We start from the raw sequence: 24,832 nt of genomic DNA, 5'->3' as shown, positions 1-24,832 counted from the left end.
CGCAGGGATTACTGCGTCGGGCATCGGCCGGGGCAGGTGGCCAGCCAACTCGGCGGCGGGCACCAGGTGCACGCCGAGGCTGGAGATCTCCGCCAGCCCCACCTCGGTCGTGCGGGACACGGCATCGGGGACGAGTGCGAGCGGCGAGGTCCACCCCGCTCTCCGGCAGTCGGCGGCGGGACAGTTCGGCGCGGCAGCGGGTGACGTCGTGGCACTGCTCGGGCCGAACGGAGCCGGCAAGACCACGGCCCTGCGCGCGCTGGCCGGACTCGCTCCGCTCTCCAGTGGCGGCCATCTGCACCTGGACGGAGCTTCCCTGGACCGTATGCCGCCCGAGTCCCGCCCGGTCGGCGTCGTCCAGGACTATCTGCTCTTCCCGCACCTGTCCGCCCTGGACAACGTGGCGTTCGGGCCGCGCTGCCACGGCGTGTCCAAGGCGGAGGCTCGCGCCCAGGACGCCGCGTGGCTCGACCGCATGGGTCTGGCCGAGCATGCCGGTGCGAAACCCCGCCGCCTCTCCGGGGCCAGTCCCAACGTGTCGCCCTCGCCCGTGCGCTGGCCACCCACCCGCGGCTCAGCTCCTGGACGAGCCGCTCGCCGCGCTCGACGCCCGCACGCGCCTGGGGGTACGGGCCCAACTCCGAAGGCACCTGACCGGCTTCCGTCGCCATACTGGTCACCCACGATCCGCTGGATGCCATGGTGCTCGCCGAATGCCTGGTCGTCATCGAGCACGGCCGCCTGGTCCAGGAGGGTGCGCCCTCCGACTTCGCTCGGCATCCGCGCACCGACTACATCGCCCAGCTGGTCGGCCTCAACCTCTACCGAGGCCAGGCCGACGGGCACACCGTCCGCCTCGACGCCGGTCCCGCCCTCACGAGCGGGTCCAGCGCACGCAACCTGTGGAAGTGCGAGGTGGCCGGCCTGGAGACGCACGGCGACCAGATCCGGGTGGACCTCACCTGCGAACTGCCCCTTGCCGCCGATCTGACCACCGTCGCGGCCGCGGAGCTGGAGCTCCACCCGGGAGCGCCGGTCTGGGCCACGGTCAAAGCGACGCAGAAACATGCCTACCCGGTTTGAACGGAGTATCCAGGATTCCGTCCGGCCGGACGTAGACGAGGGGGAGCACCTGTGGGAAGTGACCGTGCCGGCCCGCAAAGCTATGCGCGCGGCACTCCCCGCCCCGTGCCCCGGGGCAGCGACGCGTGCTGGGCTGGCCCGTATCGCACTACGGCCCCGTCCCCCGCTTTCGCCCCGAGCGCTGGGACCTGCGCGTCTTCGGAGCAACCGCCGACGGCGACGAACACACATGGAAATGCGACGAGTTCACCGCGCGCCCACGGATCACGGTGGTCGCCGACCTGCACTGCGCGACCGGCCCCACCTCGACGGACCACGAGTGGTTCGGAATCGCCGCCACGACGGTCCTGGAGCTGGTCCCGCCCGCACTGGGCGTCACGCACGTCATGGCCTGGGCGGAGTACGGCTACGCCGCCAACCTCCGCCTCAGTGACTTCGCCACTCCCGAAACGGTTCTGGCCACCCACCACAACGGCGAACCCCTCACGGCCGAACACGGCTTCCCGCTACGTCTCGTCGTCCCCCACCCCTACGGATACAAGAGCCCCAAGTGGCTGCGCAGCATCGAGTACCTCACCGAGGACCGGCGCGGCTTCTGGGAGGAGCGCGGTTACCACAACATCGGTGATCCCTGGACGGAGTAGCGCTACTCCCACCAGGAGTTGGAGGGCGACGGACCGCCCTTGTAGAGGCATGCCATCGTTCGGATCAGGCCCGCCCCCTTCGCGCCGCCTCCTGGTCCATCGCCAGCCAGACTCGGTCGCGGGTCACCGGCATCTCGGTGAAGCGGATCCCGGTGGCATCGCGCAGTGCGTTGGCGAAGTCGGGGGCCACCGGGTTGAAGGGGCTTTCGCTCATCGACTTGGCTCCCAGGGGGCCGATCGCGTCGGTGGTTTCCATGAAGTGGACCTCGGTGCGTGGCACGTCGGCGTACTGCGGGAGGCGGTAGCGCCGGAAGGCCGCCGTCGTCACCTCGCCCCGCTCGTCGAGGCGTACGGTCTCGAAGAGCGTGGCGCCCAGTGCCTGGGCAACTCCGCCCTCGATCTGGCCGCGGCACTGCAGAGGGTTCATGACCTTGCCCGCGTCGGCGGCGTGGACGCTGCGCAGGATCTTCATCTCGCCCGTGTCCGGGTCGACGGCGATCCTGAACCACTGGGCGTTGAAGGCCACCGAGCGCGGGGTGCCGCCCCAGTGGCCCTCCGCCGTGATCTCGTCGAGCGCCCCCTGCGCATGCGCCGCCTCGTGGATCTCCTTGAGGGTGACCGTCCGTCCTGCGCAGTCGAACCCCTCCGCGCCGAGCGTGCACAAGTGGCGCGCCACGCCCGTGTGCCGTGCCGCGAAGGTCTTCAAGCGGCCCGCCAGAGATTCCGTGGCGAGCAGGACCGCCTTGCCCGCCACGACCGTGCCGGCCGAGCCGAAGGCGCCGGTGTCGTGGCGGACGACGTCGGTGTCGGACTGACGGATGGCGATCCGGTCCATGGTGGTGTTGAGCGCTCCCGCGGTGATCTGCTTGTGGACGGTGGTGGTGCCGTTGCCGAACTCGGCCGTGCCGACCGCGATGTCGTACGTCCCGTCGGCGAGGAGGCTGACGGCCGCGTCGGCGTAGTGGCCGCCGGGCGGGCCCGTGGCGATCATCGCCATGGCCGTGCCCTGGCCGGTCAGCCAGCCCTTCGGCACGTCGTCGGCGCTCCGGTCCTCCGCGATGGCCTTGCGGACGATGCCCAGGCACTGGGCGAGGCCGTACGAGGCGATGTGCAGGTCTTCCTCCTCGCCGATCGGGCTGAGCATGTGGTCGCCGGGGCCGATGATGTTCTGCTTCCGGAAGGCGAGCGGGTCCATGTCCAGGCGGCGGGCCATCTCGTCCATGGCGGACTCGACGGCGAAGGTGACCTGGCCCAGGCCGTAGCCCCGGAAGGCGCCGGCGGGAACGCCGTTGGTGTAGACGGAATAGGCGTCCACCTTCTTGTGCGGGGCCCGGTAGACGGCGAAGGACTCGCCGACGCTGTGGAACATCACGGCCGGGCCGTGGTTGCCGTACGCGCCCGTGTTGGACACCACCCGCATCTGGATCGCGGTCAGTGTGCCGTCGGCCCGGGCGCCCAGTTTGATGCGAATGGTGAACGGGTGGCGGGTGGTGGCGCCGTAGAACTGCTCGGCGCGGGTGTACTCGAGCTTGACGGGGCGCCGCAGTTTGAGCGCGGCGAGGGTGACGATGTCCTCGGTCAGCATTTCCTGCTTGCCGCCGAAGCCGCCGCCCACCCGGCCTGCGACAACGCGGACTTCGTCCTCCGGTAGTCCGTAGAGAGCGCACAGTGCGCGGCGGGTGAGGAAGGGTGTCTGGGTGCCGGACCGCACCGTGAGCCGCTCGCCCGTGCCGTCCTCCTTCGGCTCGAAGTAGGCGACACAGCCGTGGGTTTCGAGGCTGGCGTGCTGGACCCGCTGGGTGCGGAACGTCTCCTCGTACACAACCGCGGCTTCGGCGAATCCGTCGTCGGCGGAGCCGATCTCGCCGTGCACCTCGCCGGCCACGTTGTTCTCGACGCGGGCGATCCGCACCTCCGGCCCCTTGCCGGCGTGAATGACGGGCGCGCCCTCGCGCATGGCCTCCTCGGGATCGGTGACGAACGGCAGTTCCTCGTACGTCACGTCAATCCGTCGGCAGCCCTCCTCGGCTGCCTGCTCGCTTGTCGCGACGACGGCGGCGACGCGTTGGCCGACGTAGCGGACGGTGTCGTCGAGAACGCGGGTGTCGTCCGGGTCCTCGGTGGGGTGTTCGTGCCGGGCGCTGGAGTACAGCGTGGGCGGTGCGTCCTCGTGAGTGAGGACGGCGTGGACTCCGGGGACCCGCAGGGCTGCGGAGGTGTCGATGGCGAGGATGCGGGCGTGCGGGTACGGGGAGCGCAGCAGCTTCATGTGCAGCAGCCCTGGGACCTCGACGTCGAAGGTGTAGCGGGCGGTGCCCGTCACGACCTGGGGTCCTGCCGGGGCGCCGAGACTCTTGCCCACCGCCTTGCCCGCGCAGGGGCGTTCGGTGTGCTTGACGCCGCGCACTGCGTCCTCGATGGCGCGATATCCCGTGCAGCGGCAGAGGTTGCCCTTGAAGGCCCGAGGGAGGTCGTCCATTTTTCCGTCGTCGTGGGCGCTGCCCTCCTCGTGTTCGAGGGCGGCCGTGGTCATCAAGAACCCCGCCGGGCGCCCGGAGTCCGCCCACCGCCGGACCGTCTCCGAACTCACTCCCAGCAGCCGCGCTGCCTGCCCGATGCTGTACGACGACACACGCCGCACTCTAGGGCCCCTGCCGTCCGGTCTGCTGACCTTGCCAGGCTCGTGACGCGGCGGCCCTTGCCCGTTCAGGGCGACTCTGGCTGTTTTGTCATCCGGTCCCACGGCGGGCTGATCAGCTACTACGATCCGGGCCCGGTCGCCCTCTCCGGTCGCCTCCGGGGCACTCCCACGCCCACTGCCGATCCGCACCCAGAGGCCGTACGCACATGCCCTCCGCCGCAGCCGCGTGGGCTTGCAGCACCAGGATGCCACCGAGGGTGTAGCCGATGGACTTGTAGAAGCCGTAACTGCTGAACGCACGCCCGCGCTTGGCCGCCGGGTTGAGGCGGGCCACCAGCGCGGAAGCGGACGGGGAAAGGGCGGAGGCTGCGGCGAACGAGCTCAGGCCGCCGAGCAGGACCGGCTTGCCGCCGATCCGGTTGGGGAGCGAGCCGAACGCCGGCTTCAGCAGCACTTCGGCGCCGTCGTCCAGGGCGGGCAGACCGTCCAGGACCAGCAGCGAGGCGACGGCGTCCTCGGAGAAGCCGCCGAGGTTGGCGGCGATGCCGTGCGCGCCGAAGGCGGCGGTGAACCCCGCCGCGTACAGCGGGCACATGGCCCGCATCGGGGCAGCAGGGGGCGACAGGCGGATGGCTCACAAGGCGTCCTCGTCACGCGCGTGCAGCGCGCCGAAGAGCGCTCGGCGTAGTCCTCGCAGATGGCTGTGCACTGCTTGAGGCGCGTCCCGGCCTCGGCGGCCTCCGGGGCACCGAAGACGTCACGGGCGGTCAGGTCCCGGTGCCAGCGACGCAGCCGCTCCAGGCTCTGCTTCTCTTCTTCCAGCTCGGCCAGGGTGAACTTGGCGATGCGGACCTCCTCGTCGATCTCGGCCTCGAACTTGCCGCAGTCCGCGAGGAACTCCGCCCAGTCCGCCGATCGGGCGGCGGTGAACATCTCCCGGAAGCGGGACGCGTCCTCGGGCGAGCGCCCGGATGCCCGGAGCGTCACGCCCTGCCCGCCCGCGCTGTCGATGAGGTCGAGAGCACGCTGCACGCCGTCGGCGAAGACCGGCGCCTCCGGCACGGCCCAGATGCCCTGGCCCAGCGAGAGGGCTCCGATCTTGCGCGGTTCCCGCCACACCGCCACCCGGTGCCGGGACGGATCCGCAGGCAGCTTGATCACCAGGAGCAGCCACCGTATGCGCTGTTCAGCATTCGTCACGCTCGGGAATGCAGCAGGCGTTACATTCTCATCTAGAGTCCACGGTTTCCTGGATTCAGGATTCTATGTACTGTCGTGCCGTGCTGACTGTTGCCTCCGACATCGAGGTGCTGGCCCGCTTCGGCCGCGCACTCGCCGACCCGATCCGCTGCCGCATCCTGCTCGCCCTGCGGGATGCCCCGGCCTACCCGGCCGATCTTGCCGACGCGCTCGGCGTCTCCCGTACCCGGCTGTCGAACCACCTTGCCTGCCTGCGCGACTGCGGCCTGGCCGTCACAGTGCCCGACGGACGGCGCACCCGCTACGAACTGGCCGACGAACGGCTCGGGCACGCGCTGGACGACCTGCGCACCGCCGTGGTCGCCGTAGAGACCGACCGCACCTGCGTCGATGCCGAGACGAAGGGGTGCTGCTGATGGCCTCCATATCCATCGGCCCCAGCCTTGCCCGGCAGGATGTTCTCGCGAAGCGGATACGCCTGCTGGTCGCTGCGACGATCACCTACAACGTCATCGAGGCCGTCGTCGCGATCACCGCAGGGACGATCGCCTCCTCCACCGCGCTGATCGGCTTCGGTCTGGACTCGGTCATCGAGGTCTCCTCGGCCGCCGCGGTCGCCTGGCAGTTCTCCGCCCGCGACCACGCCCTGCGCGAGGCCCGGGAGAAGACCACCCTGCGGATCATCGCGGTCTCCTTCCTCGCCCTCGCCGCCTACGTCGGCGTCGACGCCGTACGCGCCCTGACCGGCACCGGCGAGGCCGAGCGCTCCATACCCGGCATCGTCATCGCCGCCCTGTCCCTGGCGGTCATGCCGTTCCTGTCCGCCGCCCAACGCCGCGCCGGGCGCGAACTCGGCTCCGCCTCCGCCGTCGCCGACTCCAAGCAGACCCTCCTGTGCACCTACCTCTCCGCCGTCCTCCTGGTCGGCCTCGTCCTCAACGCCACCCTCGGCTGGTCCTGGGCCGACCCCATCGCCGGCCTTGTCATCGCCGCCATCGCCGTCAAGGAAGGCCGCGACGCCTGGCAGGGCAAGGGATGCTGCGCGCCCCCGGCCGCCGCTGCGGCGCCCATCGCCAACGCCGAAGAGGATGCATGTGGCTGCCACCCCGGATGCGACTGCTGCACCTGACCGCCCCAGACGCAGCAAGGCCCGTCGCGACCACCGGCTGCCCGCCGTTGAATTCCCGTGTCATCGGCTGTACCCGCCCGACGAACTCTCCGGCGCCTGTTGGCCCAGCTCGAATGCAGCGGGAGATCCCGTGGCCGTGCGGGGTGAACTGCGACCCTGGAGGCATGCGCACCTTGCGAGTCAGCGGCCCGCAGGTCTCTCACCTGTGCGGTTGCCAGGAGGTTTGGGGACGAGTGCGGGGTCGCATCGGCGTTGCGGGCACGCGTCGACGCCGCCAGCGAGGGCTTGGACGCGGGCTGCCGGAGCGGAGCTCGCACGGACAAGCCTCCGGGTGTGTGACCCGCGCGATCGCGTCGTGCGGCCGATGAGCTCTCCTGGGGCCCCGGGGCCCCAGGCCCTGGCCGGCCGGGCGGGTGCAGCGGATTAGCAGGTCCGGGGCCCGTGGACATTCGATCACCTCGTGTCGCAGCAGCGCTTGGGCCTCGTCCAGGGTGGCTCCGGCCTCCATCACGCTGCTACCTCGGTGCGAGCGGTTTCGCGATGCAGTTCGGTGAGCGTGTTGCATTCCAGCCCCACTTGGCGTGACGGGCATCACGCCTCATCGCCGGGGGTTCCGAGTCATGCGTCGACAACGGCCCCGCGGGATAGATGATCTGAGACGAGGTGGGGAGCATGTGAGTCTGAGCGCAGGGGGAGCCGTGGCTGACAAGACCGACGTACTTTTAGCGTTCTGGCAGGAACAGCGTGAATCTGACCGCCAGGTCGAGAACCAGCGGGCGACGTTGACGAACATCATCGTCGTCATCGTCTCGGCCGGACTGGGGTTTCTCGCGCAAAAGGGCCTCCACCCGCCCATGCTCACGGTGACCGTGACCATGGTGGCTCTGGGGATCTATGGAGCCATGGCGTCGCTGAAGTCCCATGAGCGATGCGCGTTTCACATGCGGCAAGCCAGATGGCTGCGTCAGAAGATCGGTGTACTTCACCCGGAACTGGAATTTGAAGATGGGCTGGCGGCCGTGCGAAGCACCCACCGCCTTCGTTTCCCGTTGCTGGTGAGGACCAGGATGTATGCCCTTTGGGTTGCACTGCACTCCGCCATCGCCTTGAGCGGGGCCATTCTTTCTGTATGGATCCTCGCCGTGTGACTAGTAGTGATCTCGGGCAAGCTCGGGTCCGACTCAACTGCACGTCCCGATCACGGTGGTTCGTGGCGCCGGGAGGCGGCTGACGCGACTTGTCCCGGCGGGTTCGCGGAGTCGGACGATCTCCTTCGTGCTGGGCGGCGAGCCGGGCCAGGGCGGCCACGGAAGTCCGCGAGCTCGTCGATCATCTGCTCCGACCTGGTCAGCCGCTCTTTGAGCTTGGTGTTCTCTGTCTTGAGCCGGGTGATCTGGGCCTCGCGAGGGTCGGTGATCTCCCCGGTGTCTTGAAGTGCCTGGAGCCGTCGTTCGAACTCGGCGCGGAGGCGAGCGTAGGGGCGGGTGCCGTAGAACGCGGTGCGGTCGACGGCGGCCTCGTTGGCGAGGGTCTTGATGTACCCGCGCACGCAGGACTATGCGGGCTAGGTAGTGCTCGGTTTGTCGCTTTCGGCTCTATGAGGGGGGAGGCAGGCGGCGGCGACACGAGTGTTACGGCCGATGGGATCACCTCGGCATCCTTGCCTCGCTGGGCCAAGCGGCAGTTGTGCGTCGAGGGCAGGGCGCTGTCCAGTCGTGCGGTGATCGACCAGGCGCGCGGCATGATCAGGGTCCCGGGGCTCGTGCTCCAGTGAACGGGCCTGGGGCCTGCCGGTGGACGAGCCGTTCCCAGAGCAGATGCAACGCGAGCTGCGCCGAGCGCTGAGGTGCTTCCGCGATGGGCGGTGACGGCGTGCGCGTGCTGCGGGCGGCACCAGGAGCTGTGTCCCCAACTCTCCGGTGCCTTCGCCCGGGTCGACCGTTGGACGCCTCGCTCGGGTAGCCCGCCGTGCGGATCCCAAACAGGGGCCCTGCGGTATCCCTGCATGCTCCGCGGGCTGCCGGATGCGGGGCTACTCGGGCCGCTGGGTCCGGGCGTTGTGAGCCAGACCGTCAGGGTGCTCTGTCGTGCGCGCTCCGAGCCGAAGGACCAGTACGCGCAGGGTTGTCGGGGCAGGTGGCTGCCGGTGGATCTGTCCGATCTCCTGCCAGCCCCAGGCTTCGAAGGCGGCGAGCGCGGGGTGATCGGCCTGGTCGGCCAGGGTGACGCCGAGGGATGCCTGGTGGTCGGCGAGCAGGCGTTCCTGCAGGCGGCGGGCGAGTCCGCGGGCGTGCTCGTGCGGATGGACGAGGGTTTCGGTGATCGCGAAGACGTGTCCGGACGCGGTGAGTTGCTCGAGGTTCTGGGGCAGAGGACCGTCAAACCCCTGCCACCAGGAGCCGTCGCGCGCCACGGGAAGTCCGTACGCGCAGCCGGTCAGTGCTTTCGCCTCGGCGACCAGCATGTCGAATCCCGGCTGTTGTACGTCGTGTGCCAGGCGATGCAGGAACTCCTGTCGGCCGTGGAACTCCTCACCGGAGTCAACCGCGGAGGATTCCACGTACAGGTCCGCGAGGTCCTCTCGCAGTTCCTCGGCCTGCCAGCGGTTCAGCCGGCGCAGACGCACGGCGTCCATGGCGGACGGCTCTGAGCTGTCGGGTTCGTGTGAGTGCTGCGGAGTGTGCATGGGGCGCCTCGGTTCAGAAGACCGGAAGACACGCGGGACGGCATCGTGCCCAATGGGCGGTGCGCGGCCGGGGTCTGGGGGCGCCTGCTTCGCAGCATAGCCCCGGGATCGGTCCGGCGTTGCTGTCCCCTGATGGCACGGAATCACTGGGGAGCAGGCAGATAGACGGTGAGGGCGTGGCCCCTCTTGTCGAGGACGAGGATGTCGGCGGCGGGGCTCACTTCACCGTCACGGCTGTAGTCGCCCCCCGTGCCCGCGCCCTCGATGTGCAGGCGGGTGGCGGTGGTCTCCTGGTAGACGCGGGAGCGGGCGAGAGTTCCGGTGAGGAAGGCCGCCACGAGGCGGGTGCGGGCGAAGGGGTGCTTCCCGTCGACGATGCGCAGGTCGAGGAGGCCGTCGTCCAGAGTGCGGCGGTAGGAGGGGGCGAAGCCAGGCGGGTCGTAGCGGCTGTTACCGGCGAAGAGCAGCCACAACCGCCGGGGCTGTCCGTCAACGGTGACGTCGATGGGGGCGCCGTCTGCGAGGACGCGGAGCAGGCCGATGGCGAGGGCGGGCCATTTGCCGAGGGCCCTCTCGCGGGCTTCGCGGGCCCGGACGAGTTCGGGGTAGACGCCGATGCTGAAGGTGTTGAGGAAGTAGGTACAGGTGCCGTTGCCGGTGATCCGGCCGAGGTCGACGGCGCCGCCGCGGCCCGCCTCTACCGCGTCGGCGGCCTCTTTCAAGGTCGGCAGTCCGAGGTCGGCGGCGAAGTGGTTGAGGGTGCCGCCGGGGAACACCGCGAGCGGCAGCCGGTTGTCGACGGCCAGCACGGCTGCCGCGTTGACCGTGCCGTCGCCCCCGACCACGCCCAGTGCGCCGCCACGCGCCTGTACCTGCGTGGCGGCCTGCCGAAGCACGGTGTGCAGGTCCTCGCCTGCTTCGCAGAGCCGCAGGTCCGCTTTCGGCAGCAGAGTGCGCAGTTCGACGTCGGCCGGGACTTCGCCACCGGCGTCGCTGTTGACGACCACGACAAGACCCTCGCCGGACGGAAGAGCGGGAACCGGGAGCTTCGGCCGGGCGCTGTCGGCGGGCTCGTCGCGGTGCAGCGGCCACCAGCGGCAGGTCGCCACGGCGATCCCCACGCCGAGCGCGGCGTCCGCGAGAACGCGGCCGGGCGTGTGTGCTCCGGAACGGAGGCGGGAGACGGCGATGCCCGCGGCTATGGGAATGAGGGCGGCCCCCAGCCGTGGCGTCTCCAGGGTGACAGCAGTTGCGAGGGCGGCGGCTCCGGCCGTGCGGTGAGAGGTCGCCACCCCGCTCGGCGGATGCCGGAGCGGTCGGAGCTGGTCGACCGCCTTGGCAGTGGCCTGGACGGCGGCGGAGACAAGGGCCAGCGAGCCGGTACCGCGCAGGGCGGCCCGGCGTGCGCTGCGGTTGCCGGCCAGGCCCTTCGTGGCCGAGGAAGCGAGGTTTGTGTGTTCGCCGGGACGCGGTTCGAGGGTTCGCATGCCGGCCGGGTACCCCGGCCGGTGGGAGACAGGCTGCTGCCTTCGCCGGTGAAGGCAGCACCGGCCCGGGAGACAGATCCATCCATGCTCGGAACCGGCAGCCAGGATCAGCCCGCCGCGGCACATTCGGGAGGGCCGGACCCAGATCCCGCGCTCCCGGCGCAAAGACCCCGCTCGCCCCCGGAGCAACCACGCTGGACGGTCTGGCCGAAGACGCGTCAACCACACCGGCCTTCCGAGGGCGCCGGCGATGTCCCGGGGGCACCACCCGTCACTTCTGGTGGCCTGGGTCAGGACACCAGATCAGCGAGGGGTTCGGTGTCGTCGATGAAGGCGCGGGCCACGTCGGAGAGACGGCGGTTGTGGGCGCGGGCATAGCTGCGCAGGGCGGTGAACGCCTGCTCCATGTCGATGCCCTGGCGTTCGGCGAGTTTCCCCTTGGCCTGTTCGATCAGTACCCGGCTGTTCAGCGCGGTCTGCAACTGTTCATTGAGGACCGTGGTGCGTTGGGCGGTGCGCTGTTGCAGGAGGCTGATGGTGGCGACGTCGGCCAGAGCCTGGGCGATGGGCGTGCCTAGCGGATCGAAGGGGCCGGGGGCGGTACGGAAGAGGTTCAGTGCGCCGACGACCTCGTCCCGCAACCGCATGGGCAGGGCCTGGACCGCGCTGAAACCGTGAAGCTGGGCCCGGGCGGCGAAGCGGGGCCAGCGGGCGGTCTCCGTACGCAGGTCCGGGACGGCTACGGGCGTTCCGGTGCGGTAGCAGTCCAGGCAGGGGCCCTCGTCGTTCTGGAGCTGGAAGAGCTCCAGCAGGCGCACCTGTTCGTCGGAGGCGGCCATCACTCGCAGTTCGCCGTCGCGGTCGGCGAGCAGGACGCCGGCGGCGCTCGCGCCGAGCATTCCCACGCAGCGGTCGGTCAGCAGGCGCAGGAAGTCGATCAGGTCGAAGTCGGCGACCAAGGTGTCCGCCAACTCGACGAAGGTCTTGGCCAGTAGTCGCTCGTCCATCATTTACACCTCTATGAAGAAGGACTGGCCCTGCCCGAATGGGGAGGGAAGCGCGGCGCATCGTGCGTTCACCGGACCGCGCGAGGGCGTCATGTGTCCTCGTCGTTCCTGGTCGGCTCCGCGTCGGGGGAGAAGCGGAGACGGCGGGCCACCACGTCGGCGGACACGACGGTGAGCCGATGCCCGTGGGCATAGGCATGGGCGCGCAGACGCACGAAGGCTTCCTCGATACCGACCCCGAGCTGGACGGTGAGCATGCCGGTGGCCTGGGAGATCTCCGCGCGGTACCCGCCCAGGTCCTCGGTATGGCCCTTCCCTGATGCGCCCGTTTCATCGATCCGGGCGTCGAGCAGGACCAGCGTCGCGAGATCGGCGAACGCCAGTGCGTCGGCCAGCTCCTCCGTGTCCAACCGGACCGGGACCTGGGCGTACAGATCCAGAACCCCCGGGCTGATCGCTCCTATCTGCAGAGGGAGCGCGAAGACCGCGCGTGCCCCGGCTTCCAGGGCCGCGTCGGAGAATACGGGCCAGCAGTCCTGTAGTTCACCGGTCCTCAGGTCGGACGTCAGGACGGCCGCACCGCGCGTGAAGGCATCCACACACGGCCCCTCGCCCAGCGTGAGCTGCAGCTCTTCCAACTGCTCACTGATGTCATCGGTGCTGCACAGGGGATGACTCGCCCCGGTCCGGAACATCGCCGACACCCCGGCCCCGCCGACCGGCAGTGAGGCCACCGCCGCGATGCAGACGTCTACCACCCCGACCCGGGCACCACGCCGGGCCGCCTGCTCGGCGACCAGCACGCGGATTCGGGACGACCGGCTGGTGGGTTTCATGCGGGCCACCGCGTCCAGGCGTGTCGGGCCAGTCCCTCCAGCCTCGCCATGGTCCGCTCTCCGAGGGGGAGGACCAGCACACGGAACACTATGGCGCCGGGCGGACTCCAGTTCTCTCCGATGTCCTGCCACCCCCAGGCCCGGAAGGCACACAGGGCCAGATGATCGGCCTGATCCACCAAGGTGGTGCCCAGTGACGCCTGGTGGTCGCCCAACAGCCGCTCCTGCAGACGGCGGGCCAGGGCCTGGTCCTGAGAGTGCGGGCGGACCAAGATGTTGGTGATCGCGAAGGCCCGGTCGGACTCGGTGAGTTGCTCAATGCTGCGCGGCAACTCACCGTCGAAGCCCGACCACCAAAAGCCGTCGCTGCGCACCGGGAAGCCGAAGGCACATCCCACCAAGCCATCAGTCTCCGCGATCACCATGGCGAACCCCGGCCGACGGATGTCACCGGCCAGACGGTTCAGGAAGTCCTGCCGACTGCGACTGCGGTACTCCTCGCGGGGCTCTGTCTCTCGGGACTCCACGTACAGATCCGCCAGATCCTCGAGCAGGTCCTCCACCAGCCAGCGGTTCACCCGGCGCAGCCGGGACCAGGCCGTCACAGCACACCGCCCGAGACAGCAGGAGCGAGCTGATGCACTGCCTCGAAACCCGCCACGGGGAGTGGAATCGGGGCAGCGGAGAGAGGGCCCTGGAGGGGCGTTGGTCTTGGAACGACAGGCAGCCCCATGAGTACGAAGCCGCAACCGGTCAGGGCGATCATCCGCGCCAGCATGGGAGGCGGGTAATGCAGTCGTAGCGTCCCCCCAGCCGCGCTGGAGTGCAGGAACGCCTCGACAAAGGTGTTGAGGCCGCTGCAGTCGCAGAAGGTGACAGGGGTGAGATCGACGTCGATGATGCGCACGCCGTCCCGGAGGCACCGCTCAAACGTCGCGCGCATCAGCGGCACCGTCTCCAGATCGATCTCACCGGCCAGGGTGATCAGCGCCCGGTTCCTTTTGCCGTGCCGGTAGATGTTCAACTGCGGTAAAGGCATGACGCCTCAGCTCCAAAGATCCGCCGGGCAGAGCCACACAGAGGAATCGGACTCCCGGTTCCTCTCGGGATGCGCCCGGCAGAGGCATACATTCGGCGGAGGCAGGCGAACAGGCGGTCCCAAAAACTGCCCACCAGGACAAGGGAACCGCTCAGTTGCCTCCAAGGGATGCACCGGGCGACCGGACGACGTGGTCCGCTCCCCGCAGCCATCTGTGTCGAGCAACAACAGGTCCGCCGGGGTCCAGGACGTCCGTACTTCAGGATAGTCCCCATCCCGCCCGAGGAGGTGGCTTCGCGTGACGGAGCCGATCAGCCAGACCCAGCACCCGGGGTAAGACGACCATCGCGGACGGGGTTGTGGAAAAGATCGCCGGAATCGCCGCACGCGACGTGCCCGGAATCCACGCACGGGGAGGCGGATTCAGCCGCGCCGTGGGTGCGATGCGCGATCGCGTGCCCGGCGGACGCTCCAGCGCGGGACGCGGCGTCAGGGCCGAGGTCGGCGAGAAGCAGACCGCCATCGACCTGGAAGTGGTCGTGGAGTAAGGAGTGAACATCACCGAGGTCGCCGCGGACGTACGCGAGAACGTGATCGGGGCGGTGGAACGAATGGCTGGTCTCGAAGTCGTCGAAGTGGATATTTCCGTAGCCGACGTGCACCTGCCCGAAGGGAACGCATCAGAGACTGTCGAGGGTCGGGTGCGGTAACACCACGCTCAAGGCGACACGTGCGGCGGCGGCCCGGAAGCACCGGGGCGCGCCGCGCGTGTGCCGGACGGCGACGTGCGTGCCACGCGTTCGACAGTCCAGTCGGAGAGCGAGAGCACTCAGCGCCGGCGACCGCGGCTGCGAGGGGACCATCCGGACCCCAGGCCGCCCGAGTGGAGGGCGAGGAGGGCGAGCCCGACGAGCATGAGGCTCGTCGGGCTGAAGACCGCCTCGGTTGACGTCTCGGTTGCGTGGATGATGAAGGCGATGACGAAGAGCACGGCCGCCGCGAATGCCAGCATCTGTCTCCTCCTGCCGATGAGCGGCGAACCACAGGCGATTCCGGTGGCTACGCCGACACACGAGTGCCCCACGCAGCTCTGATCACGCGTGCGCAGTGACCGACACAGCGTGGAAGCGGATCAAGGGCCTGCTCCCACGCCAGCCTGCACGGGGCGGCCGGTGGCACAGCCACCGCACAGTGATCGAGGCCGTAGCGCGGAAGTACCGCACCCGTGCCGACGCCCCGCATTGACTGTGCAACCTCGAAGACCGCATAGCACCCATCCCGCCAGGGTGAGTCGAGTTACCCGCTCCGGTGTAGTTGTGGCGCGGGCGTGGCCGTGTGAGGCTGCCAGCGGTCGGGCGCAGGTTTGGTGGAGGCAGGGGGTTCGATGGTCGTGCTGGTTGGCACCGTGACGCTGGAGTCGGATGCGGGCTTGGTGCTGGGGACCGTCGATGTCGGTGGCGGTGTTGCCGCGCTGCTCGTGCCTGCCCGCGGACCACGTGAGCGGTGGAGCGTGGATGTCCTGGGGGCCGGAGTCCAGTTGAAAAACGCGGCGACCGGCAGGCTGTTGGGGGTGCCGGCCGCAGAGTTCGGCGCAGTCGTGACGACGCTGTCGAGCGGTATGGGGCATACGACCTGGACCGCTGTGCCGAACGGCGATGGTGTCGCACTGCAGCTGGCGGGCCACGATCTTTGGATCGAGGCGGAGGATCCGTTGACGAACCCTCCGCAGTTCCTCATCGCGGCCGCCGGTCAGGCAGGTACCTCCTGCGGTACCTGCTGGACCGTGCGGCCGGTGGACGAAGGGCCGTGACACACGCGCAGCCCGCGCCGGGCCTGCAGGAAAAGGATTGCCACTGGCCCCGTCCTGGATCAGATGCGCAGCAGCCGCTCGGTGGTCTCTTGGTACTGGCGCAGTGCGAGGCGTAGTTCCTCGGTCTGTGTTTCGGTGCCCGGGCCCTGCCAGCTTGCGCGCAGGGTGTGGCGTCGTTCGGTGAGGACATCGGTCAGGTGGGTGGCGGCTTCCTCGAAGACGCTGTCAGCCTCTTGGACCGCCTGGTGCGGGTTCTCGACGAAAGTGCTCAGGGCCTGCTGAAGGCGCATGGTCATCTTGTCCCGGTCGCCCTGCGTGATCAGCATCTCCGTCGGGGTCTGACCAGAATTGACGGCGCTGATGCCGGACTGGTGCGGTGCGCGGGCCGGTTCGGCCCCAGGTGTCTGTGGGGCGCGCTGCTTCGCGGATTCCGCGCTCGTGGTCACAGGCTCCTGGGCGCGTTCTTGGTCGTACCTCATGATGTGCCGCTTCCCTTGGCGTGCCGCCTCCTGGGTGTCCACGACGGGTGGCCGTGGTCTTCGGCGGACTGCGTATGGTGCCGGTCGTTGTGGGCGGGTGGTGCGGTGGCCAGTGCATCGAAGAGGCCGCGGGCCTCGACCATGGCCTCTCGCATCTCCTCGGTCCCGCTCTGACCGTGAGCCGCGGTGTGCATGCTGCGATAGCCCTGCACGTAGGGGGCATGGTGGACGGAGAGGGCGGCGATCCGCTCCTCGAACTGCTCCCCGACGGGGTATCCCCGGTCGCCGGCCAGCCGCGCCAACAGCGTGTCGGCCTCAGCGACTGCCTTCTGCGGCGATGTGACGAACTGTTCCTGAACGTCGGCCCATTGGGCCACGTAGTACTCGCGCTCCTCGGGTGACAGCGGCTGCTCCTGGAGCGATCCGTGCCGCTTCACGCGTTCGCCGAGTTCCCGTTCGGCTGCTTTGACGTCACCGTCGTGGTCAGTGATCGCGCGCTGATACTCGGGTCCGAAGCGGCTCTGCAGTCCGTGCTTGCCGCCGCCGGGAGTCCGCGTGCGTTTGATGAAGAAGAGGGCGGTCGCCGCGATGACGGCCACGGCGATGATCACGATGATGAACATGGCTGCCTTCTCCGCCTCATGCTCTGTTCGGTGCTCTGCTTCATTTCCATCAACCTCTATTGAGTTGTTCTCTGTTGATGCCGGCCGGGTGGCGCCCACGTGGCGTGAGTGCCACCCGGGGCGGTTTGGGGGTCAGCGTCGGAAGGCGTTCCTTGCCTTGTCGCCGGCCTGCTTCAGGTTTCCGGACATCCGGTCGGTCCTGCCTTCGCGCTCAAGTCGCCTGTTGCGGGTGCCTCGACCGATGCGCTGAGTGATCCGGCCCTTGAGCGCCTGCACTTTGTTCCCAAACCTGCGTTCAGTACTCACAGTTGTCCTCTCTCCGACCTTGGTTGAGGGGTGGGTGCCGGGCTATCCGTGGCTGCGGCTGAACCGGCCGCGGCCACCGCCGCGGTTCCGACTGCCACCGCTGCGGCCGCGCATGACGAATCCGATGAGCCAGACGGCGAGCAGTACCGCTGCGACGTACCAGAGGACCTGCATGGTGAAGCCGAACCCGAAGATCACCAGGATCAGCAGAAGGAGGAGAATCCAGAACAGCATCGCCGGGCCTCCAGAGCACGCGGAGAGGTTCTTGACATCCGCGGGGTCCGGGCGAAGCGGGAAGGTGGAATGCCGCACCCGATGGGTCCGGAGTGGCACGGTCCTACGCCGTGCCGCCAGTCAACGCCTGCTCCTGACGCCTGTCAACGGCCGTTGAGCGGCGTGGGGTCAGGTGTGAGATGCGGGCCCACTGGGGTTGCCGGAGCCGCGCGGGAAGCGTCGGTCGGGTCGGCCTGCGCCGGGAGGATGCGGTCCTCCCACCAGGACAGGCTCATCACGGTGGCGAGCAGGATGAAGGGGACGAGAGCGACCAGCGCGTACATGAATACCGCCTGCTTGGGGGCATGTGCGGTGAGGCGGGCAGGGGCGGGGATGCCCGCGTGGAGCGCATCGAGCCGTTGCCGTGGTCGCTGTGGGGGAGGCAAGGGCGAAGGCGGCAACGTGCGTGATGCGGCGGGCCGTCTGCGGTGCGCGAGTGGCGCCTGTGAGGGGCGCGGCAACCAGTCGACGCTGCCGGGGGCCGGGGCGGCACCGCAGACGTTAATCGCCGCCTCATTTCCTGACAAGCTGTCAAGTAGCCATGTGCGTAAGGCGAAATGCGCTGGCGTCGAAACGTATCCGCGACCTCTTGACAGGGCTAGGCTGCGAAGTGAGGCCCCAGTCCCCGGCGCGATGATCTGTTCCGCCCCGGGAGGCGCGCCGTGATCGTCTTGTTCGTCATCCTTGTCGTGGCTCTGCTCGGCCTCGGATTCCTGCATGCCATGTGGTGGGTGGCCGCAGCCGTGCTGATCTTCGGTGCTTTCCACTACGGCCGGGGTGGCAGGGGCGGCCGGGATCAGAGCGGGAATTTCGAGTACCGCGACTATCGGGACCGCAGGGATCGTCAAGACCGCTGGGATCGCCGCTACCGACGCCAGCGCCAGGGGCGCTGGAACAGCCAGGACCGCCGGGACCAACAACATCACCGGTGACGGTTACCGGCCTCCGATACCCGAGCGTCTCAGGGTGAGGCAGGTTTCATGGCCAGCCAGTCCGGGCCCAGGAAAACGAGAGGACGACGTGCTCTCGGCCGACCAGGAGGCGGCGGTCTTCCAGCACTACGACCTGACCCATGAGCCGGGCACCCACGGCGAGCGACAACTCGCCTGCCGCTGATCACACCAAGGGGCCACTCGGCGGGCCGAGATGCTCACCGTCGGCCATGCTGCAAGGAGAGACATTGTGACGTCGTCCCAAGTATCCGGTCAGAAGCGGACCGGCGGTGCCGCGATCCGGCGCTCGGCGGAGAACCAGACGCTGTCCGCCGCGGGGCGGGCGGGCTTTTCCGCGCGGGGAGTCGTGTACGTCCTCATCGGCGCCCTGGCCATCCAGATGGCGCTCGGCAGCGGCGGGAAGTCGGCGGACCGGCAGGGTGCGCTGGCGAAGATCGCGGAACAGCCCTTCGGGAAGATCATGTTGTGGGTGCTGGTCGTGGGATTTGGCTGCATGGCCCTGTGGCGTTCCTCCCGTGCGGTGCTGACCCGTGGCCCCGACCGCAAGACTCCCTCCCGACTGCTCGATGGCGGCCGGGCGCTGTTCTACGGCTTCATCTGCTGGGCCACCGCCACCTACGCCGCCGGCGGCGGCCAGGGATCCAGCGGCAACGCGCAGTCCAAGGACTGGACGGCATCCGTACTGAAACTGCCCTACGGGCAAATCCTCGTGGCCGCCGGAGGATGCCTCCTGATCGGGATCGGCACGGTGCTCGCGCTCCGGGCGGCCATGCGCAAGTTCCTGCGCCAGCTGGACACCGCTGCCATGAGCCCCCGCACGAAACAGATCGTCACCGGCCTCGGCGTCAGCGGTGGCGTGGCACGCGGAATGGTGTTCGCCGCGGCCGGGATCTTCGTCCTGACAGCGGCCATCCAATTCGACGCGGACGAAGCCAAAGGCGTGGACGGCACACTCCGCAGCTTCACCGACACCCCCATGGGGCCGTGGCTGCTGGTCGCCGTCGCCATCGGGCTGATCCTCTTCGGCGTCTTCTCCTTCGCCTCCGCACGCTGGCGCCGACTGTGAACGCTGGCTGGCACCCACAACGATGGTGTTGTTGACCGTAGTCCGACGAGAGAGCACCGTCACCGCGTCGGGCGAGGTCGATCGCGAGGGTCTGCGGGGCGGGTGACTTTGGCGTTGAAGGTGTGCCGCCAGTGAACTCCGGGCCCCGCCAGCGGTCGGCATGGCGTGCGAAGGATCGACGGGCCATCCGCGAGGCCCTGCCCTGCAACCCACCGTTTCTCACGCTCGCACTCACCGGCGAGCTGGACGTCATCAACATCGGCAAGCTCAGTGACACCATCATCCGCGAGTTCGAGGCAGGCCGACGGCATCTACTGCTCGAGTTCACCGGGGTCACATGGCGCGATGCGTACCAGGGGAGAGCCGCTCAGGCGAGGTCTGGCGCGAGAAGCCACCGGACGGGCTATTTGTTGTCGAGCGCGCCGCCGGTGAACTCCGAGCCGCGCAGGTCGATGCAATAGCGGGTGAGGCTGTCACCCGCCTGTGCCCGCAGGGGAGCAGAGGGGCTGTGCCTGCCAGCGGGCGCGCACCTGCTATCGGACCACGGCGGAAGCTGAATCCTGTCTGCGGCTGCAAGGCATAGGAAGGGCCATGAACGACCCCTTCGTCCGTGAACCGCTGGATGTTCGGTGCCAGCGACGAGAACGGGGCAGTCGAGAAGCTGTGCCACACGACCGCTGATGAGGACTAGTCCGCGGATACGGAAGCAGCCGTCCACCCTGTGCTGCACAGCAGAGTGACGTGAGTCGGGCGAAGGCGCCGCGGGGCAGGGTGGCGAATGGTCAGTTGACACGATGGGAGCTGTTGCTCCCGCAGAGCATCAGGCCCGGTCGTGCTGCAACGCGAACGAGGTGTTCTGCCTGCCGAATCCGGAGAAGTTGCTCAGGGCGAGCCGATCCGGTGGGTCTGGGGATCCCCCTGGATCAGGTCCACGGGGGCCCTATGACTTTGGTCAAGGGGTGAGTGGGGTTTGCGGTTGGTAGATGTGCCGGGCGCTGGCGGTCGTCACGCGTTGGCGCTGCGGGGGTGGGTGGAGTCCGTACTCAGGGTGAATGTCTGGGGCGGCAGCGGCTCCAGCCACGGGTCGCTGGTCTTCTCCTGGATCTCCAGGCCGAAGATGAGATCGGTGAAGTCGGCATGTCCCGTGCCGTCGCTGCAGCTGAAGCGGTAGGAGGCGCCGGGGTTGAGGTCGACGAGCAGGCCGGCGTTGCCCCTCCACATCTGGGGTTCCCCGTCCCCGCCTCGCCAGCAGTTCCAGACCTGCAGCGTCGACGTGGCGGTGGGCTTGATCAGCGGCTCCAGGTATACCACCGGCGGCGCCGAGTCGGCCCACAGGCAGACGCCCGGCGACCGGGAGCCGTTGACGAGCAGATCGCCTTCCGACAGTTCCAGACACACGCCCTGGGGCGGTTTGCTTACGGAAGAGGTGAAGGCGATCGCCAGCCTGGACGTCGCCCACTTCATGGAAATACCGAAGGCAAGGTGCACTGTCTTACCCTCGAACTCCACCGGTTGACCGTCCGAAACGCGGAACGCCTGGTCGATCTTCGGCTTACGGGCATGGTCCTCAGGCATGCGAACCTCCTGTGGTTCAAGTCCCTGCTCCAACGGCGGGTGCGGCCTCTGCGCGGCGGCGTCCGTCCGGCGCAGGGGCGTGGTGTCTGGTCCGTGTCGTGCATCTTCGGCCGGGGGGCAGGAGCGCGCGGCCGGAAGGAGGAGCGGCTGACCCGCTCAGGCCGGAGCGCCGTCCTTGAGGCGCACCACCGCGCTGCCGAGCTCGCGCTGCATCTTCGCCGTGAGTGGACGGCCCTCCAAGGCGCCGACGAGGGCCCGGGCGACGTCGCGCACCGTGAGGCCGCAGTGATCGGCCAGATCAGCGAGAAAGTCCTTGGCGTGTGCGCTGGAACAGGGCACGAGGGCCATGACCACGCCCTGAGCCCGAATGGTGACCGCACGCCTGCGCAGCCGTCGGCGCAGTTCCACGTTCTCCGAGCGAAGAGTCTCGACCTCGCCGGAAGGATTGCTCTCATGCCAGACGAGCGACTCTTTTCGAGACCAGCGCTCCTCGTACGTCCTCAATGTGCGCTGCATGACACACCTTGCTCGGTCATTTTCGCGGAGCCGGGGGCTGGGGCCAGTCCTCCCACCGTAGTCCTGTCGTCACACAGCGGCTACCTTCGGGCAGAGATCCCGACCAGGGAACCACCGAACGAACCCTCAGTGCCTCCAATGAGGATCGAAGTGGGTGTGACTGGGCCACGCCAGGGCCGTAGACAGAGCGAGCTGAGCGTCAGCCAACGTATGCCTGTCGGTTCCGTACGCGCAGCGCGCGCTCTCGTTCAGCGTCCAGGGGTGAGAGCTTGATGCCGTCGACGTGAAGTGCGCGTGTGTAGCAACGACACGACTGTGCCCGTCGCCGAGTTGAGGTCGGCCGATCCCCAGTCGCCCCAGAGCTGCGGGTCGACATCTTGCCGGCCAGTGCGGGACCACCGGGCCGGGGGCTTGGGACGGGACCTTGTCGTAGACCAGGAGGCAGTCGTCCGTCGTGCGCCGAGGCGCGGGCCGGGCGGTATGCGCTGGTCATCGCCGTACTGTAACCGCGCGGGGCCGCCGTTCGTTCAGCGGATTTCGTTGACTTCAGGTGCCGTCACTTCAGTTCGATCTCGATGAAGGTCAGCGGGGCAGTGCCGGTGTTGACGACTTCGTGTTCGCCGCCGGCGGGGCGCGCGTAGGAGCGGCCGGCCCGCAGTTGCGAGGTGGTGACGGTGCCGTCGGGAGTGATGACGTCGGTTTGCCCGTCGGTGACGGGTACGACGACATAGTCGTGCTCGTGCAGGTGATGGCCGGTGCTCTCCTGGGGTTCGAAGTCCCAGCGGATGACCCGAACCCGCTCGTCTTCGTTCTGCAAAGTGGCGCGGGCGGTGGTCGGCATGGAGCGCGCTCTGGTGGCACGTGGGCTCGAGGGTCTGCGGCTGCGCGATGTCGCGGAGGAGGCGGGGGTCACGCCCGCCGCGGTGCTCTACTACGGCGACCTGGACGCGCTGGTTCACGTGACCTATCAGCAGGCCATCGAGCGCTACAGCCGGCAACGCGAAGAGGCCGCGCACCACTTCGCCGACGCCCGCGATCAACTCGGAGCCTGTATCGACAAGGGGGTCGCCAGTGGGCCCGACGACGCGCTGACGCGGCTGCTCTTCGAGTACTGGCCGCGCTGCCTGCGCGACGCCAAGGCTGCGGCCCTCGACAGTGCTCTGACGGAACGTCAGATCGCTGTCTACTCAGGGATCCTGGTGCTGGGCCAGGCTCAGGGGCACTTCGCGTTGCAGGATCCGCCGCGCCTGCTCGCCGCCAGCTTCGTCGCCATGGAGGACGGCTACCAGATGGAAGTCCTCGCGGGCCGCCGCGCCCGCGCCGAAGTGATCACCGTCCTGCACGCCTATGCCTGCGCGGTCATGGGTCACGACGTGGCGGGCCACGCCTAAGGCGCTACGTATCGCGTGATGCGGCGGGGCCCGGTGGGCCGGGCGCCGCCACGAGCATGCACCAGACGCGGCGGACCTGGTCTGCCATGTCGATGTCGGGGTCGCTCAGCCACTGGAGTTGGATGCCGTCGGACGCCGCGACGAGGGCGGAGGCGGTGAAGTCCGGGTCAAGGTCGGGGTCCCCCCGGCCCGCCCGCTGCTCGGCCGCGAGATGCTCGGCGATGGTCGCTCGAAGCAGGGCGAAGCGTTCCTTGAAGTATGCGTGCGCCGGGTGCGCCGGGTTGGTGGAGGCCGCGGCGAGGGTGATGTAGAGGCGTACGCGGGCGGAGTTGGCGGCGTTCGCCGTCAAGGCCCGGGCCAGGAACTCGCCGGGATCACGCACGGCGTCCGGGCCGTGGAAACGGGCCTCGGCCGCTCGGTCGCTGGCGCGCAGGACCTCGGTCAGCAGGTGGTCCTTGGACGCGAAGTAGTGCATGAGCCCGGTCAGGCTGATGCCGCTCTCCTTGGCGACCGTCCGCAGCGTGGTGTTCCGCTCGCCCTCGCGGCCGAAGATCTCAAGGGTGACCTTGAGGATCTCCTCGCGCTTGGCGACCCCCTTGGGGTAGGAGCTTCTGGATTTCACGCGACCACCCTATTCCGCCGACATTTCACCTGCGCAAAGCCTTGCCCGCAAAAACAGTACGCCGTACTGTTTCTCGCCAGTCGCAGGTGCGGCCCACCGAAAGAAGGTCCCGATGGCGAGACCCCCTAGGGAGCTCCGTGCTCCCTCCGTGCTGCCCGCCGATCCGGCGGGAGCGGCCCCGCTGGTCGACGGTCGGGCGCTGCGGCGCCTCATGGCATGCATCGGCCCCGCCAACCTCGGCATCGCCCTCGTGTGGGGAGCCGTCCCCGGCACCCTCCTCGCCCTCCAGATCCAGCGCACGGTCGGCGAGGAAGCGAAGGTCGGCACGCTCGCGATCGTCACCACGGTGGGCGCGCTCGCCGCGATGGTCGCCCAGCCCGTCGCGGGAGCCCTCTCGGACCGGACCCGCAGCCGCTTCGGGAGACGCGGGCCCTGGATCGTGGCCGGCACGGCCACCGGCGGCCTGGCCCTGATCGGCATGGCGTTCACACACTCCATACCGGCGACGCTGGCCCTCTGGTGCCTGGTACAGATCGGCTACAACTTCGCGATGGGCCCGCTCTCGGCCGTCATGCCCGACCGGGTGCCGCCACAGAAGCGGGGCCTGTTCTCCACCGTCTTCGGCCTCGGAGCCATGTGCGGCTCGCTGCTCGGCCAGGTCTTCGCCGCCGCCCTCGACGACCGGATCACCACGGCGTACGGAGTGCTCGCCGCGCTCGCGACGACCCTGGCGGTCGTCCTCGTGACCCTCAACCCGGACCGCCCGAGCCAGAGCGAGCCCCAAGAGCCCTTCCGGGTGCGTGAGTTCCTGGGCGGGCTGTTGCCGAACCCGCGGGGGCACCCCGACTTCTTCTGGGTGTTCATCGGCAGGCTGTGCACCAACCTGTCGTACTTCCTGGTCATCGGCTACAAGCTCTACATCCTCCAGGACTACATCGGCCTGCACGACGAGGCCATCGACCACGTCCCCGCTCTCGCGCTGAGCGCCGTGGCGGGGCTGCTTCCGGCCGCTGTCATCAGCGGACCCCTCTCGGACCGGCTCGGCCGGCGCAAGGTGTTCGTGGTGGCTTCGGCTTCCCTCATCGGATGCGCCATGCTCATCCCCTTCGCCGTCCCCACCATGACCGGAATGACCGCAATGGCCTTCCTGGTGGGCATCGGCTTCGGCTGCTTCCAGGGCGTGGACACCGCGCTCATCTCTCAAGTGCTGCCGTCCGAGCGGTCCTTCGCTCGCGACCTCGGCGTCGTGAACGTCGCGGCCACCCTGCCGCAGGTCCTTGCCCCCGCCATTGCCGGAGCAGTCGTCCTGTGGCTCGGCGGGTACCGGACGCTCTTCCCCCTGGCCATGGCCTTCGCGCTGCTCGGTGCTGTGGCGGTCTTGCGCGTGAAGAGCGTCCGATGACCGCAGCCGACCACGGCAACCTCCGCACCGCGCATCAACCCGCACCACGCTCCAAGGAGAAAGC

General features: G+C 69.0%; 28 protein-coding genes and 3 pseudogenes. 12 read left to right on the top strand and 19 right to left on the bottom strand.

Annotated features, from left to right (window positions below; all coding sequences use genetic code 11):
* Positions 1-109 precede the first annotated feature (109 nt).
* Positions 110-1,083: pseudogene (locus tag M4V62_RS09700) on the top strand (ABC transporter ATP-binding protein).
* 125 nt (positions 1,084-1,208) lie between these two features.
* On the top strand, positions 1,209-1,727 hold the full coding sequence (locus tag M4V62_RS09695) for a molybdopterin-dependent oxidoreductase (RefSeq protein ID WP_249586837.1): 519 nt from the start codon (positions 1,209-1,211) through the stop codon (positions 1,725-1,727).
* A 64-nt stretch (positions 1,728-1,791) separates the two neighbouring features.
* Here the strand turns inward: M4V62_RS09695 and M4V62_RS09690 are convergent, their stop codons facing one another.
* From M4V62_RS09690 to M4V62_RS09680, 3 genes and pseudogenes are all read right to left on the bottom strand, one after another.
* Positions 1,792-4,317: a molybdopterin cofactor-binding domain-containing protein gene (locus tag M4V62_RS09690; protein WP_249592760.1), complete on the bottom strand. Its 2,526-nt coding sequence runs from the start codon at positions 4,315-4,317 to the stop codon at positions 1,792-1,794.
* A 292-nt stretch (positions 4,318-4,609) separates the two neighbouring features.
* Positions 4,610-4,912 (bottom strand): annotated as a pseudogene (locus M4V62_RS43715) (MFS transporter); the annotation flags it as partial.
* Positions 4,813-5,568 carry a Chromate resistance protein ChrB gene (locus M4V62_RS09680; RefSeq protein ID WP_249586835.1) on the bottom strand — a complete coding sequence of 252 codons (756 nt, stop codon included), beginning with the start codon at positions 5,566-5,568 and terminating at the stop codon, positions 4,813-4,815. The gene M4V62_RS09680 and the pseudogene M4V62_RS43715, both read right to left, overlap by 100 nt.
* Before the next feature lie 80 nt (positions 5,569-5,648).
* Between M4V62_RS09680 and M4V62_RS09675 the strand changes: the two genes are divergently transcribed.
* The 3 genes from M4V62_RS09675 (at position 5,649) to M4V62_RS09665 (ending at position 7,845) form a co-directional block, all read left to right on the top strand.
* The gene (locus M4V62_RS09675; protein ID WP_249586834.1) at positions 5,649-5,984 is read left to right on the top strand and encodes an ArsR/SmtB family transcription factor; all 336 of its coding nucleotides are present in this window, start codon (positions 5,649-5,651) and stop codon (positions 5,982-5,984) included.
* Positions 5,984-6,697, top strand: coding sequence for a cation efflux transmembrane domain-containing protein (locus tag M4V62_RS09670; protein WP_249586833.1), 714 nt, complete (start codon positions 5,984-5,986; stop codon positions 6,695-6,697). The genes M4V62_RS09675 and M4V62_RS09670 overlap by 1 nt, the downstream gene beginning before the upstream one ends.
* A gap of 698 nt (positions 6,698-7,395) precedes the next feature.
* Complete coding sequence (locus M4V62_RS09665) at positions 7,396-7,845, top strand: hypothetical protein (protein ID WP_249586832.1); 450 nt, start codon at positions 7,396-7,398, stop codon at positions 7,843-7,845.
* Between the two features lie 50 nt (positions 7,846-7,895).
* On the opposite strand, the gene M4V62_RS09660 is transcribed toward M4V62_RS09665, so the two are convergent.
* From M4V62_RS09660 to M4V62_RS09630, 7 genes are all read right to left on the bottom strand, one after another.
* Positions 7,896-8,246 (bottom strand): hypothetical protein, encoded by a 351-nt coding sequence (locus M4V62_RS09660; RefSeq protein ID WP_249586831.1) that lies wholly within the window; start codon positions 8,244-8,246, stop codon positions 7,896-7,898.
* 483 nt (positions 8,247-8,729) lie between these two features.
* The gene (locus M4V62_RS09655; RefSeq protein ID WP_249586830.1) at positions 8,730-9,332 is read right to left on the bottom strand and encodes a hypothetical protein; all 603 of its coding nucleotides are present in this window, start codon (positions 9,330-9,332) and stop codon (positions 8,730-8,732) included.
* A 194-nt stretch (positions 9,333-9,526) separates the two neighbouring features.
* On the bottom strand, positions 9,527-10,870 hold the full coding sequence (locus tag M4V62_RS09650) for a bifunctional phosphatase PAP2/diacylglycerol kinase family protein (RefSeq protein WP_249586829.1): 1,344 nt from the start codon (positions 10,868-10,870) through the stop codon (positions 9,527-9,529).
* 290 nt (positions 10,871-11,160) lie between these two features.
* Positions 11,161-11,877: a GAF and ANTAR domain-containing protein gene (locus tag M4V62_RS09645; RefSeq protein ID WP_249586828.1), complete on the bottom strand. Its 717-nt coding sequence runs from the start codon at positions 11,875-11,877 to the stop codon at positions 11,161-11,163.
* An 89-nt stretch (positions 11,878-11,966) separates the two neighbouring features.
* Positions 11,967-12,713, bottom strand: coding sequence for an ANTAR domain-containing protein (locus M4V62_RS09640; RefSeq protein ID WP_249586827.1), 747 nt, complete (start codon positions 12,711-12,713; stop codon positions 11,967-11,969).
* Positions 12,710-13,318: a hypothetical protein gene (locus tag M4V62_RS09635; protein ID WP_249586826.1), complete on the bottom strand. Its 609-nt coding sequence runs from the start codon at positions 13,316-13,318 to the stop codon at positions 12,710-12,712. Before M4V62_RS09635 ends, M4V62_RS09640 begins: the two co-directional genes overlap by 4 nt.
* Entirely contained in the window at positions 13,315-13,752 is a 438-nt protein-coding gene (locus tag M4V62_RS09630; protein WP_249586825.1) for an STAS domain-containing protein, read from the bottom strand. The genes M4V62_RS09635 and M4V62_RS09630 overlap by 4 nt, the downstream gene beginning before the upstream one ends.
* 320 nt (positions 13,753-14,072) lie before the next feature.
* On the opposite strand from M4V62_RS09630, the pseudogene M4V62_RS09625 reads away from it, so the two are divergent.
* Positions 14,073-14,462, top strand: a pseudogene (locus M4V62_RS09625) (Asp23/Gls24 family envelope stress response protein); the annotation flags it as partial.
* A 119-nt stretch (positions 14,463-14,581) separates the two neighbouring features.
* Here M4V62_RS09625 and M4V62_RS09620 read toward each other — a convergent pair.
* Complete coding sequence (locus M4V62_RS09620; protein ID WP_249586824.1) at positions 14,582-14,764, bottom strand: hypothetical protein; 183 nt, start codon at positions 14,762-14,764, stop codon at positions 14,582-14,584.
* A 372-nt stretch (positions 14,765-15,136) separates the two neighbouring features.
* On the opposite strand from M4V62_RS09620, the gene M4V62_RS09615 reads away from it, so the two are divergent.
* On the top strand, positions 15,137-15,562 hold the full coding sequence (locus M4V62_RS09615; RefSeq protein ID WP_249586823.1) for an RICIN domain-containing protein: 426 nt from the start codon (positions 15,137-15,139) through the stop codon (positions 15,560-15,562).
* A 59-nt stretch (positions 15,563-15,621) separates the two neighbouring features.
* On the opposite strand, the gene M4V62_RS09610 is transcribed toward M4V62_RS09615, so the two are convergent.
* The 4 genes from M4V62_RS09610 to M4V62_RS09595 form a co-directional block, all read right to left on the bottom strand.
* Entirely contained in the window at positions 15,622-16,041 is a 420-nt protein-coding gene (locus tag M4V62_RS09610) for a hypothetical protein (RefSeq protein WP_249586822.1), read from the bottom strand.
* Positions 16,038-16,664 (bottom strand): hypothetical protein, encoded by a 627-nt coding sequence (locus M4V62_RS09605; RefSeq protein WP_249586821.1) that lies wholly within the window; start codon positions 16,662-16,664, stop codon positions 16,038-16,040. Before M4V62_RS09605 ends, M4V62_RS09610 begins: the two co-directional genes overlap by 4 nt.
* A gap of 348 nt (positions 16,665-17,012) precedes the next feature.
* On the bottom strand, positions 17,013-17,204 hold the full coding sequence (locus tag M4V62_RS09600; RefSeq protein WP_249586820.1) for a hydrophobic protein: 192 nt from the start codon (positions 17,202-17,204) through the stop codon (positions 17,013-17,015).
* 143 nt (positions 17,205-17,347) lie between these two features.
* Positions 17,348-17,527 (bottom strand): hypothetical protein, encoded by a 180-nt coding sequence (locus tag M4V62_RS09595; RefSeq protein WP_249586819.1) that lies wholly within the window; start codon positions 17,525-17,527, stop codon positions 17,348-17,350.
* 378 nt (positions 17,528-17,905) lie between these two features.
* On the opposite strand from M4V62_RS09595, the gene M4V62_RS09590 reads away from it, so the two are divergent.
* The 3 genes from M4V62_RS09590 to M4V62_RS09575 all read left to right on the top strand — a co-directional run bounded on the left by M4V62_RS09590 (position 17,906) and on the right by M4V62_RS09575 (position 19,723).
* Positions 17,906-18,175 carry a hypothetical protein gene (locus tag M4V62_RS09590; RefSeq protein ID WP_249586818.1) on the top strand — a complete coding sequence of 90 codons (270 nt, stop codon included), beginning with the start codon at positions 17,906-17,908 and terminating at the stop codon, positions 18,173-18,175.
* Between the two features lie 247 nt (positions 18,176-18,422).
* Positions 18,423-19,262 (top strand): DUF1206 domain-containing protein, encoded by an 840-nt coding sequence (locus tag M4V62_RS09580; RefSeq protein WP_425575045.1) that lies wholly within the window; start codon positions 18,423-18,425, stop codon positions 19,260-19,262.
* A gap of 131 nt (positions 19,263-19,393) precedes the next feature.
* Positions 19,394-19,723 carry an STAS domain-containing protein gene (locus tag M4V62_RS09575; RefSeq protein ID WP_249586816.1) on the top strand — a complete coding sequence of 110 codons (330 nt, stop codon included), beginning with the start codon at positions 19,394-19,396 and terminating at the stop codon, positions 19,721-19,723.
* A gap of 544 nt (positions 19,724-20,267) precedes the next feature.
* Here M4V62_RS09575 and M4V62_RS09570 read toward each other — a convergent pair.
* From M4V62_RS09570 to M4V62_RS09560, 3 genes are all read right to left on the bottom strand, one after another.
* A complete protein-coding gene (locus tag M4V62_RS09570; protein WP_249586815.1) occupies positions 20,268-20,837 on the bottom strand; it encodes a hypothetical protein in 570 nt (189 codons plus the stop codon).
* 156 nt (positions 20,838-20,993) lie between these two features.
* On the bottom strand, positions 20,994-21,353 hold the full coding sequence (locus M4V62_RS09565; RefSeq protein WP_249586814.1) for an ANTAR domain-containing protein: 360 nt from the start codon (positions 21,351-21,353) through the stop codon (positions 20,994-20,996).
* Positions 21,354-21,909: 556 nt separating this feature from the next.
* Positions 21,910-22,194, bottom strand: coding sequence for a cupin domain-containing protein (locus M4V62_RS09560; RefSeq protein WP_249586813.1), 285 nt, complete (start codon positions 22,192-22,194; stop codon positions 21,910-21,912).
* Positions 22,195-22,207: 13 nt separating this feature from the next.
* On the opposite strand from M4V62_RS09560, the gene M4V62_RS09555 reads away from it, so the two are divergent.
* On the top strand, positions 22,208-22,744 hold the full coding sequence (locus M4V62_RS09555; RefSeq protein ID WP_249586812.1) for a TetR/AcrR family transcriptional regulator: 537 nt from the start codon (positions 22,208-22,210) through the stop codon (positions 22,742-22,744).
* Between the two features lie 4 nt (positions 22,745-22,748).
* Here the strand turns inward: M4V62_RS09555 and M4V62_RS09550 are convergent, their stop codons facing one another.
* Positions 22,749-23,366 (bottom strand): TetR/AcrR family transcriptional regulator, encoded by a 618-nt coding sequence (locus M4V62_RS09550; protein WP_249586811.1) that lies wholly within the window; start codon positions 23,364-23,366, stop codon positions 22,749-22,751.
* Positions 23,367-23,478: 112 nt separating this feature from the next.
* On the opposite strand from M4V62_RS09550, the gene M4V62_RS09545 reads away from it, so the two are divergent.
* Positions 23,479-24,768, top strand: a complete 1,290-nt coding sequence (locus M4V62_RS09545; RefSeq protein ID WP_249586810.1) for an MFS transporter — start codon at positions 23,479-23,481, stop codon at positions 24,766-24,768.
* Positions 24,769-24,832: the final 64 nt, after the last annotated feature.

Source organism: Streptomyces durmitorensis (assembly GCF_023498005.1).
In the GTDB taxonomy this organism is placed as follows: Bacteria; Actinomycetota; Actinomycetes; order Streptomycetales; family Streptomycetaceae; genus Streptomyces; species Streptomyces durmitorensis.
Note: the sequence above shows the minus strand (reverse complement) of the source record. Positions and strands in the feature narration are given on the sequence as shown.

Bases quoted from the DNA above. Each gene is read 5' to 3' on its own strand.
- M4V62_RS09670 (WP_249586833.1), top strand. From the start codon at position 5,984: ATGGCCTCCATATCCATCGGCCCCAGCCTTGCCCGGCAGGATGTTCTC.
- M4V62_RS09655 (WP_249586830.1), bottom strand. From the start codon at position 9,332: ATGGACGCCGTGCGTCTGCGCCGGCTGAACCGCTGGCAGGCCGAGGAA.
- M4V62_RS09650 (WP_249586829.1), bottom strand. From the start codon at position 10,870: ATGCGAACCCTCGAACCGCGTCCCGGCGAACACACAAACCTCGCTTCC.
- M4V62_RS09645 (WP_249586828.1), bottom strand. From the start codon at position 11,877: ATGGACGAGCGACTACTGGCCAAGACCTTCGTCGAGTTGGCGGACACC.
- M4V62_RS09640 (WP_249586827.1), bottom strand. From the start codon at position 12,713: ATGAAACCCACCAGCCGGTCGTCCCGAATCCGCGTGCTGGTCGCCGAG.
- M4V62_RS09630 (WP_249586825.1), bottom strand. From the start codon at position 13,752: ATGCCTTTACCGCAGTTGAACATCTACCGGCACGGCAAAAGGAACCGG.
- M4V62_RS09620 (WP_249586824.1), bottom strand. From the start codon at position 14,764: ATGCTGGCATTCGCGGCGGCCGTGCTCTTCGTCATCGCCTTCATCATC.
- M4V62_RS09615 (WP_249586823.1), top strand. From the start codon at position 15,137: ATGGTCGTGCTGGTTGGCACCGTGACGCTGGAGTCGGATGCGGGCTTG.
- M4V62_RS09610 (WP_249586822.1), bottom strand. From the start codon at position 16,041: ATGAGGTACGACCAAGAACGCGCCCAGGAGCCTGTGACCACGAGCGCG.
- M4V62_RS09605 (WP_249586821.1), bottom strand. From the start codon at position 16,664: ATGTTCATCATCGTGATCATCGCCGTGGCCGTCATCGCGGCGACCGCC.
- M4V62_RS09600 (WP_249586820.1), bottom strand. From the start codon at position 17,204: ATGCTGTTCTGGATTCTCCTCCTTCTGCTGATCCTGGTGATCTTCGGG.
- M4V62_RS09595 (WP_249586819.1), bottom strand. From the start codon at position 17,527: ATGTACGCGCTGGTCGCTCTCGTCCCCTTCATCCTGCTCGCCACCGTG.
- M4V62_RS09570 (WP_249586815.1), bottom strand. From the start codon at position 20,837: ATGCCTGAGGACCATGCCCGTAAGCCGAAGATCGACCAGGCGTTCCGC.
- M4V62_RS09565 (WP_249586814.1), bottom strand. From the start codon at position 21,353: ATGCAGCGCACATTGAGGACGTACGAGGAGCGCTGGTCTCGAAAAGAG.
- M4V62_RS09560 (WP_249586813.1), bottom strand. From the start codon at position 22,194: ATGCCGACCACCGCCCGCGCCACTTTGCAGAACGAAGACGAGCGGGTT.
- M4V62_RS09545 (WP_249586810.1), top strand. From the start codon at position 23,479: ATGGCGAGACCCCCTAGGGAGCTCCGTGCTCCCTCCGTGCTGCCCGCC.